14 protein-coding genes are annotated in these 14,145 nt (G+C 49.9%); 5 read left to right on the top strand and 9 right to left on the bottom strand.

Annotated elements, in window-relative coordinates; genetic code table 11:
• Positions 1–389: 389 nt before the first annotated feature.
• The 4 genes from MON37_RS06325 (at position 390) to MON37_RS06340 (ending at position 4,808) form a co-directional block, all read left to right on the top strand.
• Complete coding sequence (locus MON37_RS06325) at positions 390–1,514, top strand: ABC transporter ATP-binding protein (RefSeq protein WP_009312960.1); 1,125 nt, start codon at positions 390–392, stop codon at positions 1,512–1,514.
• Positions 1,515–1,529: 15 nt separating this feature from the next.
• A complete protein-coding gene (locus MON37_RS06330; RefSeq protein WP_003766008.1) occupies positions 1,530–2,495 on the top strand; it encodes an ABC transporter permease subunit in 966 nt (321 codons plus the stop codon).
• On the top strand, positions 2,495–3,382 hold the full coding sequence (locus MON37_RS06335; RefSeq protein ID WP_003765987.1) for an ABC transporter permease subunit: 888 nt from the start codon (positions 2,495–2,497) through the stop codon (positions 3,380–3,382). Before MON37_RS06330 ends, MON37_RS06335 begins: the two co-directional genes overlap by 1 nt.
• Positions 3,383–3,512: 130 nt before the next feature.
• Positions 3,513–4,808, top strand: a complete 1,296-nt coding sequence (locus tag MON37_RS06340; RefSeq protein ID WP_039408015.1) for an NAD(P)/FAD-dependent oxidoreductase — start codon at positions 3,513–3,515, stop codon at positions 4,806–4,808.
• Positions 4,809–4,985: 177 nt separating this feature from the next.
• Here MON37_RS06340 and MON37_RS06345 read toward each other — a convergent pair whose 3' ends face one another.
• The 6 genes from MON37_RS06345 to hscB all read right to left on the bottom strand — a co-directional run bounded on the left by MON37_RS06345 (position 4,986) and on the right by hscB (position 11,798).
• The gene (locus MON37_RS06345) at positions 4,986–5,813 is read right to left on the bottom strand and encodes an NMB0938 family lipoprotein (protein WP_039408017.1); all 828 of its coding nucleotides are present in this window, start codon (positions 5,811–5,813) and stop codon (positions 4,986–4,988) included.
• Between the two features lie 111 nt (positions 5,814–5,924).
• The gene (gene yfaE, locus MON37_RS06350) at positions 5,925–6,227 is read right to left on the bottom strand and encodes a class I ribonucleotide reductase maintenance protein YfaE (RefSeq protein ID WP_039408019.1); all 303 of its coding nucleotides are present in this window, start codon (positions 6,225–6,227) and stop codon (positions 5,925–5,927) included.
• Between the two features lie 119 nt (positions 6,228–6,346).
• Positions 6,347–7,480: a class Ia ribonucleoside-diphosphate reductase subunit beta gene (gene nrdB, locus MON37_RS06355; protein WP_003756859.1), complete on the bottom strand. Its 1,134-nt coding sequence runs from the start codon at positions 7,478–7,480 to the stop codon at positions 6,347–6,349.
• Between the two features lie 215 nt (positions 7,481–7,695).
• Positions 7,696–8,619: an Abi family protein gene (locus tag MON37_RS06360; protein WP_203026119.1), complete on the bottom strand. Its 924-nt coding sequence runs from the start codon at positions 8,617–8,619 to the stop codon at positions 7,696–7,698.
• A 35-nt stretch (positions 8,620–8,654) separates the two neighbouring features.
• Entirely contained in the window at positions 8,655–10,934 is a 2,280-nt protein-coding gene (gene nrdA, locus MON37_RS06365) for a class 1a ribonucleoside-diphosphate reductase subunit alpha (RefSeq protein ID WP_039408025.1), read from the bottom strand.
• Between the two features lie 357 nt (positions 10,935–11,291).
• Positions 11,292–11,798 (bottom strand): Fe-S protein assembly co-chaperone HscB, encoded by a 507-nt coding sequence (gene hscB / locus MON37_RS06370; protein WP_039408028.1) that lies wholly within the window; start codon positions 11,796–11,798, stop codon positions 11,292–11,294.
• An 82-nt stretch (positions 11,799–11,880) separates the two neighbouring features.
• Here hscB and MON37_RS06375 point away from each other — a divergent pair, with 82 nt between their 5' ends.
• The gene (locus MON37_RS06375) at positions 11,881–12,102 is read left to right on the top strand and encodes an alternative ribosome-rescue factor A (RefSeq protein ID WP_003746467.1); all 222 of its coding nucleotides are present in this window, start codon (positions 11,881–11,883) and stop codon (positions 12,100–12,102) included.
• On the opposite strand, the gene iscA is transcribed toward MON37_RS06375, so the two are convergent.
• From iscA to MON37_RS06390, 3 genes are all read right to left on the bottom strand, one after another.
• Positions 12,062–12,382 (bottom strand): iron-sulfur cluster assembly protein IscA, encoded by a 321-nt coding sequence (gene iscA / locus MON37_RS06380; protein WP_003685774.1) that lies wholly within the window; start codon positions 12,380–12,382, stop codon positions 12,062–12,064. The genes MON37_RS06375 and iscA overlap by 41 nt on opposite strands.
• A 68-nt stretch (positions 12,383–12,450) precedes the next feature.
• Positions 12,451–12,696 (bottom strand): recombinase RecA, encoded by a 246-nt coding sequence (locus tag MON37_RS06385; protein ID WP_039408032.1) that lies wholly within the window; start codon positions 12,694–12,696, stop codon positions 12,451–12,453.
• Between the two features lie 582 nt (positions 12,697–13,278).
• Positions 13,279–14,071 (bottom strand): IS5 family transposase gene (locus MON37_RS06390; protein ID WP_242883550.1). Its coding sequence is split into 2 segments (ribosomal slippage): positions 13,279–13,806 and positions 13,808–14,071, totalling 792 coding nucleotides; the frame shifts between segments, so codons are not numbered across the junction.
• Positions 14,072–14,145 lie beyond the last annotated feature (74 nt).

The raw sequence follows: 14,145 nt of genomic DNA on the forward strand, positions 1-14,145 counted from the left end.
ATCCATATAAATTAATTGCATAAAAACAACGCGCTCAACTTCGCTTGTGAAAGCGATTGCCTTTCCTTATTCACCCGTATGGATTGACCGCAGATTCAATCTGACAGGTTTCAAAATGTCCTGTTTAAATCAAATCCGCGGGAAATCAGCCCCTTCGGGCAATTTCGTATTGCCCCTGCGTGCCATAGGCTAATATAATAGCGAGTTCGGCGGAGACGGTTTATCCTTGGATTTCCACCCGTTTCCCATCCATGCTGCCCGTGCGCTTCACAAGAGTTTCAGACGACGTTGCGACGTTGCGACTCCCGCCAGCAATCAAACAGCTTTTTATCACCCTTTCGAAAATCCGTTTTGCCGGTACTCGTCATTTTTATTGGAGTATTGCCATTATGACCGCAACCACTGCGTCTTCAGCCAAACCTTATCTTAAAATCCAAGGCTTGGTGAAAAAGTTTGGTGACAATTACGCTGTCGATAACATCGACTTGGATATTTATCAACATGAAATCTTTGCCCTTTTGGGCAGCTCCGGCAGCGGCAAATCCACGCTGCTGCGTATGCTGGCGGGCATGGAAAGCCCCAATCAGGGCAAAATCATTCTGGACGGTCAAGACATTACCAAACTTGCCCCCTACGAGCGCCCCATCAATATGATGTTTCAAAGCTATGCCCTGTTCCCGCACATGACGGTGGAGCAGAACATTGCCTTTGGTCTGAAACAAGACAAAATGCCCAAAGATGAAATCGCCGCACGCGTAGAAGAAATGCTGCGTTTGGTGCAGATGACCAAATACGCCAAGCGCAAACCGCATCAATTATCCGGCGGTCAGCAACAACGTATTGCTTTGGCACGCAGCTTGGCAAAGCGTCCGAAAATCCTGCTGCTTGACGAACCTCTCGGCGCATTGGACAAAAAATTGCGCCAACAAACCCAGCTCGAATTGGTCAATACGTTGGAACAAGTCGGCGTAACCTGCATCATGGTCACGCACGACCAAGAAGAAGCGATGACGATGGCGACCCGCATCGCCATTATGTCTGACGGTCAGTTGCAACAGGTCGGTACGCCCAGCGACGTGTACGACTACCCCAACAGCCGCTTTACCGCCGAATTCATCGGCGAGACCAATATTTTCGGCGGCGTCGTGATTGACGACCATGCCGATTATGCCGTTATCGAATGCGAAGGCTTGGAAAACCACGTCCGCATCGACCACGGTCTGGGCGGCCCGAGCGAACAAGACATTTGGGTCAGCATCCGTCCCGAAGACATTGATTTGTACAAAGAAAAACCCGACCACTTGGGCAGCTTCAACTGGGCAAAAGGCACGGTAGAAGAAATCGCCTACTTGGGCAGCTTCGCCATCTACCACATCAAACTCGCCAACGGCCGCGTCGTCAAAAGCCAAGTTCCCGCACCTTATTGGTATGTCCGCAACATCACGCCGCCGACTTGGGACGAAACCGTCTATATCAGCTGGCCGGAAAACCAACCGACTCCGTTGTTCCGTTGATTTAAGGGGAATGAGATGAACCTTAAAAAACTGAAAAACAAACTGTTCCGCCGCCCGGGTCAGCGCGCGGTCATTGCCGTGCCGTATATTTGGCTTTTGGTGCTGTTTCTGATTCCGTTCGCCATCGTGCTGAAAATCAGCTTTGCCGAACAAGAAATCGCCATTCCGCCGTTTACGCCGCTGACCAGCGTCGATGAAGATTTAGGTCGTCTGAACATCGCCATCAGTTATCAAAACTATGCCGATATCTTCCAAAATTTTTGGAATACCCTGAATCCGTTCGGCGACAGCGAAAACAGCAATATCTATCTAATGACCTACTGGTCTTCGATTAAGACTGCGCTGACGACGACCATCATTTGTCTGCTGATTGGTTATCCGACTGCCTATGCGATTTCGCGCGCCAATCCCGCTATGCGCAACGGCCTGCTGCTTGCCATCATGCTGCCTTTCTGGACCTCTTTCCTGTTGCGTGTTTACGCATGGATGGGCCTGCTGGGACACAACGGCATCATCAACAATTTCCTGCTCAAAATGCAGATTATCGAAGAGCCTTTAGACCTGTTTTACAACGCGTTCTCGCTGAACTTGGTCATGGTTTATGCCTATCTGCCGTTTATGATCCTGCCGCTTTACACGCAACTGGTGAAACTCGACAACCGCCTGCTCGAAGCTGCTTCTGATTTGGGCGCAGGGCCGATTAAATCGTTCTTCACCATTACCCTGCCCCTGTCTAAAACCGGCATCATCGCAGGCTCCATGCTAGTTTTCGTACCCGCAGTCGGTGAATTTGTGATTCCCGAGCTGGTCGGCGGTTCGGAAAACCTGATGATAGGTAAAGTCTTGTGGCAGGCGTTCTTCGATCAAAACAACTGGCCGTTGGCTTCCGCCGTCGCCGTCGTCATGGTCGCACTGCTGGTCGTACCGATTGCACTGTTCCAGCATTATGAAAACCGCGAATTAGAGGAAGGATCCAAATAATGCAGAAATCCCGATTATCCTGGTTCCTGAAACTGATGCTGATGCTGTCGCTGGCGTTTCTGTATATTCCGCTGGTCGTCTTGGTCATCTATTCGTTCAACGAATCCAAGCTGGTTACCGTTTGGGGCGGCTTTTCGACCAAGTGGTACAGCGCATTGTTGGAAAACGACACTATCTTGGAAGCCGCTTGGCTGTCGCTGCGCATTGCCGCCGCATCCTCGCTTGCAGCCGTCGTTTTGGGCACGCTGGCAGGCTACGCGATGGCGCGCATCAAACGCTTCCGCGGCAGCACCTTGTTCGCCGGTATGATTTCCGCGCCTATGGTCATGCCTGACGTGATTACCGGTCTGTCCATGCTCCTGCTGATTATTCAGGTGCAAATGTTCCTGCAAGGCAGCGAATTGCTCCAAAACCTGTACTTCGACCGCGGTTTCTTCACCATTTTCCTCGGACATACGACGCTTTGTATGGCATACATTACCGTCGTCATCCGCTCGCGTTTGGTGGAGCTGGATCAATCGCTCGAAGAAGCCGCAATGGACTTGGGTGCGCGTCCGCTGAAAATCTTTTTCGTCATCACCCTGCCCTTGATTGCCCCTGCCATCGCTTCAGGCTTCCTGCTCGGTATTACCCTGTCGCTGGATGATTTGGTGATTACCTCCTTCCTGTCCGGCCCTGGTTCTTCCACATTGCCGCAGGTGATTTTCTCCAAAATCAAGCTGGGTCTCGACCCGCAGATGAATGTGTTGGCAACCATTCTGATCGGCATCATCGGTACGCTGGTCATCGTCATCAATTATTGGATGATGCGCCAAGCAACCAAACGCGATCGGGAAGCCGCCGAAGCCTACCGTCAGGAAAAGCTCGCCGCAGAAAAAACAAATTGACCCAATCAGACAGGCTGACCGCATCAATGCAAGGTCAGCCTGTTTTCTTCACACAACCCGTTTGACAACTTTTCAGACGACCCTTAACTACCCTCCAAAGGTCGTCTGAAACCACACAAAGCATTACCCCATGATTCATCCCAATTTCAAAGAATACCTTCCCTCCTATTATTTCAGCACCATCAATCCCCACGCCGCTTATCCCAAGCTTGAAGGTCGTCTGAAAACCGAGACCTGCGTTATCGGCGGAGGATTGACAGGACTTTGCACCGCCCTTCCCCTTGCCGAAAACGGACACGAAGTGATCGTACTCGAAGCCGCACGCGTCGGCTTCGGCGCATCAGGGCGCAGCGGCGGGCAAGTCATCAGCGATTACGCCTGCGGTATGGAAGAAATCGAAAAACAAGTCGGCTTGGAACAAGCCCGCTGGTTTTGGCAGCAATCCCTGCAAGCCGTCGAACTCGTTGACGAACGGGTTAAAAAACATCAAATCGCCTGCGACTGGCAGCGCGGCTATGCCACCGTCGCCATCCGCCCGCAGCATTGGGAAGAATTGCAACAATGGCATGAACACGCCCGACAACATTACGGCGCTACCCATTACCAACTCTGGGATAAAGCCACGCTCAAGCAACAACTTGCCAGCGATATATACTTGGGCGCACAGTTCGACCCCCATTCCGGCCACCTCCATCCGCTCAACTACACCCTGGGCATCGCCCGCGCCGCCACCGAAGCAGGCGCTCAGATTTTCGAACAGTCCCCGATGACCCGTATCGAACCCTATCAAGGCGGCTGGCTCGTCCATACCCCGGACGGCAGCATCGAATGTCAAAACCTCGTGTATGCCGTCAACACCTACGCCGGTTTGCATCAAAAATTCAAGCCGTTGGAAAAAAAAGCCATCGCCGTCAGCACCTTCATCATCGCCACCGAACCGCTGGGCGAACGCGCCAAAGAACTCATCCGCAACAACATGGCCGTCTGCGACAACCGCCACGTCCTCGACTACTACCGCCTCAGCGCCGACGGCCGCCTGCTCTTCGGCGGCAAAGACAACGAGTTCATCGACGATCCCGACCGCATGACCGAGCTTGTCCGCCAAGACATGCTCAAAGTCTTCCCCCAGCTTGCCGATGTCAAAATCGAACATTCATGGGGTGGCGAATGCGACATTACCGCCAACCTCGCCCCCCACTTCGGCAGGCTCGCGCCCAATGTTTACTATGCCCAAGGCTACTCGGGACACGGCATGGCGATTACCGGCATAGCAGGCCTTGCCATCGCCGAAGCCATCATGGGTGACGATGGTCGTCTGAAACCGTTTGAAAAACTCAAACACCCCAGCATCATTACCCAACCTTTCCTGCGCAAACTCGGCTCCTTCCTCGGCTCGAAATATTACCAATGGAAAGACAGCCGTTAAGCATTTGGTTAAGCTCGAACACATCAACAAAAGGTCGTCTGAAAACCCGATTCAGGTTTCAGACGACCTTTTTGATATTGAATTGAAGGCTTCCAATCAAAATGCTATCGCATCAAATGCTCAATGAACGCTCAATAAGCCCAGATTTTCCCCTTCTCCGTTTGTGTTCCAAACCCATTACATCAAATGAATCCCGCTTGCCGGATTGGAAACATTTTCATATACGGTAATCGAAACGATTTTTCCACTTTCGTCAAACACAATTTCCAGATAGGGCTTATCAGGGCTGCGGTCGTGGTTGAAAAGGCGGAATACCCTTTGCGCCTCAAAAATCTTTCCGTGTGCTTTCAAATATTCGGGCAACTGGCTGATGTTTTGAAAACTACCGCCAAACCCGCCGCCATGTTTCTTAAGATATTCCGGCGTTCCTTCTATGTCGAAATTGTGCGTTACCCTCAGCGGCTGATCCGAACCTTGGCTTGTCTGTTTGCCTGTTGATAAAACCAAAGTATCCCGACGCCTGAGTGCTTTCATTTCTTGTACCACCGGTTCAACCGCCTGCTGATTATAGCTCCGCTCCCCTTTTCCCATCTGATCAATAGCCTCTATCACTTTATCAACGTTTTTAGGATCATTCGGATCAATATCAGGGAACAGTGCCTGCTCCAGCGGATCATCTCCGCCGGGAATGCCCCAAATCGCCGCCAATTCTTTAGGGCTGCGTTCAAACAAACAACTGGAATCGATATTCTCGGCAACCTGACGGACAAAATCATCAATGCCGCCAATCTGATGCAGGTTGGTGCAATTTGAAGAAGGTGCGCTTTCTACTTTGTTTATGTCCGTTTCTACGGTCTTATCATTTGTATTGGATTTCTCGAAAACAGAAGATAAAGGCACAGAAGCGGCAGATTCTTTTACCTTATCCTGTTTTTCAGGAGAGCAAGCCGCCAATAAGACGGCGACGGATAATAAGAAAAATTGGGATGTATTGTTTTTGATCATTTTATTTTTCCAGTAATGTGTATTTAAAATATAAAAATCAGTCAGTTGATAGCTTCAAATAAAAATACCCATATCCCTATTCGAATCCACTACCAATCTAATCAATTAAAGTTATTCCTGTTCATCAAACAAGCCGACATCGAACAAATCCGGTTCACTCACCCGCCCGCGGCAATCAACCTTAATGTCTTCATTTACCCGACAGCAACACGGCAGAATTTCACCGGGCGCGACAAAGGCCAGCGGGAAATCGTCGTAGGACACCCTGCCGTCCAATATTTTGACGCGACAGGAACCGCAATAGCCGCTGCGGCACTGGTATTCGACCTCGTGGCCGGTGCGCTCCAAGCCCTCCAATAAGGTTTCTCCCTCTTGAAGCTCGAAGGTTTTGTCGTGTGTGCTGATAAGTGCCATTATTATCTGTTTAAGCGGGAAAGGTCGTCTGCACAGTGTAACCGAAATCTTTGATTTCGTTTCTACACCTGTTCAGACGACCCCTGATAATGGAAATGCGGAAAAACCGCTGAGTTTGATTATAGTTCGAAATCGCCCAAATCGTCCGCGCTGACTTCCGAATCGATCTGACCGATTAAGTAAGAAGAAATTTCCACTTCCTGCGGCGCGACTTGTACGTTGTCGGACGACAGCCACGCGTTAATCCACGGAATCGGGTTTTGGGTCGCACCTTCGAATCCGGCAGGCAGACCGACCGCCTGCATACGCAGGTTGGTGATGTATTCGACGTATTGCGCCAGAATTTCCTTGTTCAGACCAATCATGGAACCGTCTTTAAACAGATAGGCCGCCCATTCTTTTTCCTGCTCCGCCGCTTTTTTGAAGAGTTTGAAACATTCGTCCTGCAATTCGACGGCGATTTCCGCCATTTCAGGGTCGTCTGAACCGGCACGCATCAGGTTGAGCATATGCTGGGTGCTGGTCAGGTGCAGGGCTTCGTCGCGGGCAATCAGTTTGATGATTTTGGCGTTGCCTTCCATCAACTCGCGCTCGGCAAAGGCAAACGAGCAGGCGAATGAAACGTAGAAACGGATGGCCTCCAACACGTTGACGCACATCAGGCAGAGATAGAGTTTTTTCTTCAACTCGCGCAAAGACACGGTAACGAGCTTGCCGCCGACATTATGCGTCCCTTCTCCCAACAGGTTGTAATACTGGGTGTATTCGATCAAATCATCGTAATAACAGGCGATGTCTTCGGCGCGGGCGATGATGTATTCGTTCTGCACGATGTCATCGAACACAACCGAGGGATCATTGACGATATTGCGAATGATGTGAGTATAGCTGCGCGAGTGGATGGTTTCGCTGAAGCTCCACGTTTCAATCCAAGTTTCCAGCTCGGGAATCGACACCAAAGGCAGCAAGGCAACGTTCGGACTGCGGCCTTGAATGGAATCGAGCAGGGTTTGGTATTTCAGATTGCTGATGAAAATGTGTTTTTCGTGTTCGGGCAAGTTGGCGTAGTCAATACGGTCGCGCGACACGTCGATTTCTTCCGGCCGCCAGAAAAACGACAATTGTTTTTCAATCAGTTTTTCAAATACTTCGTATTTCTGCTGATCATAACGAGCGACATTCACCGGCTGACCGAAAAACATAGGCTCTTTAAGCGCATCGTTTTTGGTTTTGGAAAAGGTGCTGTATGACATGACTAGGTGTTCGCAGGACATGGGTTTTTCTCAGGTTTATTTAAATTTAGGAATTTGGATTTCAGACGACCTTATATGTTTTAAGTAAGGTCGTCTGAATGTATCTGTACATTAAATTCTTGCCTTAAATATAGCTGTTAGTTATAATCCTCCCTAACAACTCCCCCAACTTTGCCAACCTACGCGGTTGGAGCAACAAGGTTGGGGGCTTTCTTTTATCTTTGCCACAATCTCCAGTTTCGCGGATCATTTTCCAAACCCATATCGCGCAAACTTACAGCTTTATTCACGACATCAGGAAACTCATCCAGTAAAGCAAGGAGACGGCTTCCCCATTCGGTTCTCGGACAAATAACATCCAACATCCGTTTCATCAAGCAAAAATACACAAACGGTTTATTGATAGACAGTGATTTCCATTCTGCATCAGACAAACCTTTCAAGCTGGCTTTAAACGTAATGTCTCTATTCCATAATCGACTGTGATGTGCCGAAACGTTGCGAATAAAGTTAAATGCGTGCAGATGTGTTTGTAGATGCTTACCATCTTTCAAACGATACAATTTGGCAATAGGGTCTTTATCTTTATTCAACATCCCTTTATACAGCATAGACATCGTGCCGAAATCCCATACTTCGCAGGCTACCCAGACAGGTAAGTCGGCATAATGTTCCAAATGATGTTTAACAAAACTGGTTTTCTTTTCGCGCTCGACCAGCTTGTTATGCCTATCCAGCCATTCAGCATGGTCGAAGCCTGGGGTAGAATATTTGCTATCCTTGTAAGCCAAGGGACCATGCCGCCCCAATGTATGGGCAATATTTACCCGAAGAGCTACTTCAATTCTTTCCAGTGCATCTAATGCCAATTGCCGCAATTTCTTATCGAACATATAAAGGCTTTTGACATCTTCAAAACGAGTATCTGTAATAAACTCATCCAACCTGCTCTTAGGATTTTCAGGAGCAAATTGTCGGAAAGAGTAAAAATAACCGCTTAATCGGTAATAACCGATGGTGCGTAAATATCCTAATGCCTTTTTCTCATCATCAATCTGCAATCCTCTACTTCTCAGAATTTCCAACTGCTCATCGTAAGATTTCCAAAGCTTGGGTTCTTTTATCTGCTTGCTTTGCATAGCCTGTTTCACTTTCAAATAGGTTAATTGCAAAGTTAAATCTTACAAGCCCCGCCTGCGCAGCCGTCATCCTGAATATCAGTCTGCGTATCGTCCGCTCCGTCGCGGGTGTTGTGGTAGTACAGGGTTTTGACGCCGTATTTGTAGGCGGTCAGCAGGTCTTTGAGCATTTGTTTCATGGAAACTTTGTTGCCTTCAAATTTGCCCGGGTCGTAGGCAGTGTTGGCGGAAATCGCCTGATCGACGAATTTTTGCATCACGCCGACAAGTTTCAGGTAGCCTTCGTTGCCCGGAAGCTGCCACAGGGTTTCGTAGGCGTCTTTCAGGGTTTCAAATTCCGGTACGACCTGTTTCAGGATACCGTCTTTCGATGCTTTAACCGTTACCAGTCCGCGCGGAGGCTCGATGCCGTTGGTGGCGTTGGCGATTTGCGAACTGGTTTCAGACGGCATGAGTGCGGTCAGGGTGGAGTTGCGCAGACCGTATTTGACGATGTCGGCGCGCAGGCTTTCCCAGTCACACAACAGCGGTTCGCTGCACACGGCATCCAAGTCTTTTTTGTAGGTGTCGATGGGCAATTTGCCTTGCGAATAAACGGTTTGGTTGAACAGCGGGCATGCGCCGTATTCTTTGGCGAGGTTCACCGATGCTTTGAGCAGGTAATACTGCATGGCTTCAAAGGTGCGGTGGGTCAGGCCAAGCGCGGAATCGTCGCTGTAACGGACGCCGTTTTTCGCCAGATAGTAGGCGTAGTTGATAACGCCGATGCCGAGCGTGCGGCGGTTCATGGTCGCGGTGCGGGCGGCTTCGACCGGATAGTCTTGATAATCCAACAAGGCATCGAGTGCGCGCACGGTCAAATCGGCAAGCCCTTCCAGCTCATCCAAGCTGTTTAATGCGCCCAAGTTGAAGGCGGACAGGGTACACAGGGCGATTTCGCCGTTCGGGTCGTTGATGTTGTCCAGCGGTTTGGTCGGCAGGGCGATTTCCATGCATAGGTTGGACTGGTGCACGGGCGCGACGCGCGGGTCAAACGGGCTGTGCGTGTTGCAGTGGTCAACGTTTTGGATGTAGATACGTCCCGTTCCGGCGCGTTCCTGCATCAGCGTGGAAAACAAATCGGTAGCCGACAAGGTGCGTTTGCGGATGTTCGGATCTTGCTCGTATTTTGTGTAGAGACGCTCGAATTCGTCTTGGTCGGCAAAAAATGCGTCGTACAGGCCGGGAACTTCGTTGGGCGAGAACAGCGTGATGTTGCCGCCTTTAATCAGGCGGGTGTACAGCAGGCGGTTGATTTGCACGCCATAGTCCAACTGGCGGATGCGGTTGTCTTCCACGCCACGGTTGTTTTTCAACACCAACAGGCTTTCGGCTTCGATATGCCACAAGGGATAGAACAAAGTTGCCGCGCCGCCGCGCACGCCGCCCTGCGAGCAGGATTTAACCGCCGCTTGGAACATTTTGAAAAACGGGATGCAGCCGGTGTGTTGCGCTTCGCCGCCGCGGATTTCGCTGCCCAAGCCGCGGATACGTCCGGCGTTGATACCGATGCCCGCACGTTGGGAAACGTATTTCACAATCGCGCTGGTGGTGGCGTTGATGGAATCCAAACTATCGTCGCATTCAATCAATACGCAGCTTGAGAACTGGCGCGTAGGCGTGCGCACGCCGCTCATAATCGGGGTCGGCAGCGATACTTTAAATGTAGAAACGGCGTCGTAAAAGCGTTTGACGTAATCCAAACGGGTCTCTTTCGGGTATTTGCTGAAGAGGCACATCGCCACCAAAATATATAAAAACTGCGGCGTTTCATAAATCTGGCGGGTCACGCGGTTCTGCACCAGATATTTGCCTTCGAGCTGCTTCACGGCAGCGTAGGAAAAGGTCATGTCGCGGCTGTGGTCGATATAGGTATTCAGCTCGTCAAACTCTTCGCGGCTGTAATCTTCGATGATGTGGCGGTCGTATTTGCCCGCATCGGTGAGTTTTTTAACGTGGTCGAAGAGATGCGGCGGTTCGAACTCGCCGTAAGCGATTTTGCGCAGGTGGAAAATCGCCAAACGCGCAGCGAGATATTGATAGTCGGGCGTATCCTGCGAAATCAGGTCGGCAGCCGCCTTGATGATGGTTTCGTGGATGTCGTCGGTGCGGATGCCGTTGTAAAACTGGATGTGCGATTTGAGCTCGACTTGCGATACGGAAACGTTTTTCAAGCCTTCCGCCGCCCAAGTAACGACGCGGTGGATTTTGTCTAAGTCGAGATTTTCCAAACGTCCGTCGCGCTTGGTTACTTTCAAATCAGTCGGTGCATTCATCGTGAGCTTTCTCCATCCTGAAACACAAGATACAGTATGTATTAATATCGAGTGGCACAATATAGTGTATTTTTCGTCGCTTATCCAGTCTTGACAAGGCCGCTGTTTTGAAATCGGGCTTTTCCCAATTTTCTTTCAGACGACCTCTTTCCCTATGATTCAAGCCTTACCGCAAAGATGCGTTTTTTAGCATCAAAACCCCCATTCGGCTATGCGCTTATGAAATAAGGCAAATTCGGATTTGTGTTAAATTTTGAAAATATAATGGCATACAACATGATGGAATAAGCAATAAAGGTCGTCTGAAACCTTACTCCGGTTTTCAGACGACCTTTCAGATGCTCAAAATCTGGGTATTTAATCTTGCAACGCGGCGGCGATTTCGTTGCGCAGTTTGTTTAAAAACCTGCCGTGGCGCACCCATTGGGCGGCGGTTTCGTGGTCTTTCCCGGCAAAGGCCGTCTGCAAATCTTGATACAGCTTGTCTTGTTCGCGGCTGATTTCTTGGTCCAACGCGCGCAGGGCTTCGTTGTTTTGCGCCATTTGCGCATCCATCAGCGTTTCGCGCCATTCCATTTGCTGCATGAGAAATTCAGGAGCAAAAGAGGTATGCTCCGGCGCGTCGGCGTCTATGCCCAACGTTTTCAACAGATACGCGGCGCGGTCGATGGGATTTTTCAAGGTGCGGTAGGCATCGTTGATGGTGGAAGACATCATCACTGCCTGCTTTTGTTCGAAGGCGGAGGCTGAAGCGAATTTATCGGGATGGAAACGGGCAGCCAAGGCGCGGTAGGTTTGCTCCAAGCTTTCGGCGTCGATATCGAAAGCGGGTTCAAGCTGGAAGAGTGTGAAATATTGAGACATGGCGGGATAATTAATGTGAAATTTTCGGCAGAAACCTGATTTTGCCTTATAATCTGCTGATTCTTAACCAAAAGGACTGAATATGAGCAGTAAAGTGCAGCACAATAAAGGCAAAATACGCGACAATGCTTTAAAAGCCTTAGTGAAATCCGATTTGTTCCGACACAAGGTGGAACGGAAAAGAAAAGGCAAAGGCAGCTACAACAGGCAGGAAGCGAAAAAATGGCGGGACGGTTTTGATACTGTCCCGCCATTTTTATGTCTTAAACGTGGAAGCTCTCGCCGCAGCCGCAAGAGTCTTTGACATTCGGGTTTTCAAATTTGAAACCTTCCTGCAAACCTTCTTTGGTGTAATCGACTTGCGTGCCGTCCAGATAAACCAAGCTTTTCGGGTCAATATAAACGCGCGCGCCGTGTTCTTCAAAAATCAGGTCGTCTTCGTTCACTTCATCGACAAATTCAAGGTTATACGCCATGCCCGAGCAGCCGCTGGTTTTCACACCCAAGCGCACGCCCAAGCCTTTGCCGCGCTTGGTCAGGTAGCTGTTGATGTGTTTGGCTGCGTTTTCTGTGATGGTAATCATGCTTTTTTCCTTATTTCGCAATCATTGTTTTGTTTGCCTACTTTCATTTTCAGACGACCTCATATCTTTCAGGTCGTCTGAAAACGCTGTTTTGCCCACTCTATCGCGGCGGAAACGGCAGCTTTTGCCTGCGGACTGTTTTTCCAACAAGTCGAGCCGGTCAATTTTGCGCCTTGTTCCAAAACGTCATCCAAATTCGCTGCCGCCAGCGTGGTAACATCATCCAAACCCATTTGCTGCAAACGCTGCAATACAGTTTTACCTATGCCTTTGACGGCAAGCAGGGATTGGGCCTCTTCATCGGTAAAAGGCATTTCGTCTCCTTTTATTTTGCAGGCGTATTGACTAAATATAAGCCTACGGCTTATCGCCCTCTCCCTAACCCTCTCCCGCTGGGAGAGGGAATAGATTGGCAGGCAGTCCCAAATTTGGCGGCCACTTCCAAACAATTAAGTTATTGTGCCCTTATCCTCTTCTTCACGAAAGAAGGCATGTCGTCTCTTTTGATTTTTCAAGCGTATCGACTCAATATAAGCCTGCGGCTTATTACCCTCTCCCTAACCCTCTCCCGCGGGGAGAGGGGATAGATTGGCAGGCAGTCCCAAATTTGGCGGCAACTTCAAAAGGATTAGGTTTCTGTGTCCTTACCCTCTTCTTCACGAGAGAAGGTATGCCATCTCCTTTGATTCTGGAGGCGTATCGACTAAATATAAGCCTACGGCTTATCGCCCTCTCCCTAACCCTCTCCCACGGGGAGAGGGGATAGATTGGCAGGCAGTCCCAAATTTGGCGGCAACTTCAAAAGGATTAAGTTTCTGTGCCCTTGACTTCCGACCTCCGAGGGTGAAGAGAACAAATCATCAGGTTTGCTTTTCCCGAAAATCCTAAGAGCGTGTTCATAGTCTTCGTAGCAGGACTCCCAAGAAAGCCAAAGCTACCATTTGCAGACTGGTACTCAACTTACGCTCGCAGTTTTTCCAAAGCCGCCTGTTCTTTTCCAACCAGGAAAAGCTGCGCTCTACTACCCATCGCTTCGGCAATACTGCAAAACGGTGCAATTCGTTTCGTTTGGCAATCTCTACCTCTGCACCAATCAACTCCTGTACCGACGAAGTAAATGCCTTACCCGTGTAACCACCGTCAGCAAGGATTTTTTGTATCGCACCAAGATTATCCCGCCCACGTTCCAATGCCACCAGGCAGCCTTTTCTATCCGTAACATCCGCCGTCGTTACCGCAAGGGCATGCGGCAAACCTTGCGTGTCAACCGCTATATGTCGCTTGATACCGCTAATCTTCTTGCCCGCATCGTAGCCTTTTTCCATGGCGGTATCCGTGTTCTTCACACTCTGCGCATCAATAATCAGGAAAGTAGTTGCTTCATGGCGCCCCTGCTTGCGGCGCTCCGCAACTACCTGATTTTTTTAATGCTTCCTCAAGGATGCTGATGCCACTCTCGCGTGGTTCGGTCCATCTCTGGAAGTAGGAATGCACGGTGCGCCATTTGGGGAAGTCGCCCGGCAAAGCGCGCCAGGAGCAGCCAGTGCGTTGCAGGTAGAGAATGGCACAAAAGACATCGTACAAGTCCACCTGGCGTGGCGCTGTGCGTTTACGGGCACTTTCCAGCAGGGGAAGGAGAGGCGCAAATTGCTCGCGACTGATATCGCTTGGGTAGGTTTTTCTGTTCATGCCGATAGTTTACAGCAGAGGCTGAGACAATGAACACGTTCTAAGACTTTCAGAAATCCTATGAACGTCTGCCG

Origin of the sequence: Morococcus cerebrosus, assembly GCF_022749515.1 — a bacterium.
Classification (GTDB): Bacteria; Pseudomonadota; Gammaproteobacteria; order Burkholderiales; family Neisseriaceae; genus Neisseria; species Neisseria cerebrosa.

Excerpts from the sequence above, each read along its gene's own strand:
- MON37_RS06385 (WP_039408032.1), bottom strand. The coding sequence starts at position 12,696 with ATGCCTTTTACCGATGAAGAGGCCCAATCCCTGCTTGCCGTCAAAGGC.
- MON37_RS06375 (WP_003746467.1), top strand. The coding sequence starts at position 11,881 with ATGAGCAGTAAAGTGCAGCACAATAAAGGCAAAATACGCGACAATGCT.
- iscA (WP_003685774.1), bottom strand. The coding sequence starts at position 12,382 with ATGATTACCATCACAGAAAACGCAGCCAAACACATCAACAGCTACCTG.
- nrdA (WP_039408025.1), bottom strand. The coding sequence starts at position 10,934 with ATGAATGCACCGACTGATTTGAAAGTAACCAAGCGCGACGGACGTTTG.
- MON37_RS06325 (WP_009312960.1), top strand. The coding sequence starts at position 390 with ATGACCGCAACCACTGCGTCTTCAGCCAAACCTTATCTTAAAATCCAA.
- nrdB (WP_003756859.1), bottom strand. The coding sequence starts at position 7,480 with ATGTCATACAGCACCTTTTCCAAAACCAAAAACGATGCGCTTAAAGAG.
- hscB (WP_039408028.1), bottom strand. The coding sequence starts at position 11,798 with ATGTCTCAATATTTCACACTCTTCCAGCTTGAACCCGCTTTCGATATC.
- MON37_RS06345 (WP_039408017.1), bottom strand. The coding sequence starts at position 5,813 with ATGATCAAAAACAATACATCCCAATTTTTCTTATTATCCGTCGCCGTC.
- MON37_RS06340 (WP_039408015.1), top strand. The coding sequence starts at position 3,513 with ATGATTCATCCCAATTTCAAAGAATACCTTCCCTCCTATTATTTCAGC.
- MON37_RS06360 (WP_203026119.1), bottom strand. The coding sequence starts at position 8,619 with ATGCAAAGCAAGCAGATAAAAGAACCCAAGCTTTGGAAATCTTACGAT.
- yfaE (WP_039408019.1), bottom strand. The coding sequence starts at position 6,227 with ATGGCACTTATCAGCACACACGACAAAACCTTCGAGCTTCAAGAGGGA.
- MON37_RS06330 (WP_003766008.1), top strand. The coding sequence starts at position 1,530 with ATGAACCTTAAAAAACTGAAAAACAAACTGTTCCGCCGCCCGGGTCAG.
- MON37_RS06335 (WP_003765987.1), top strand. The coding sequence starts at position 2,495 with ATGCAGAAATCCCGATTATCCTGGTTCCTGAAACTGATGCTGATGCTG.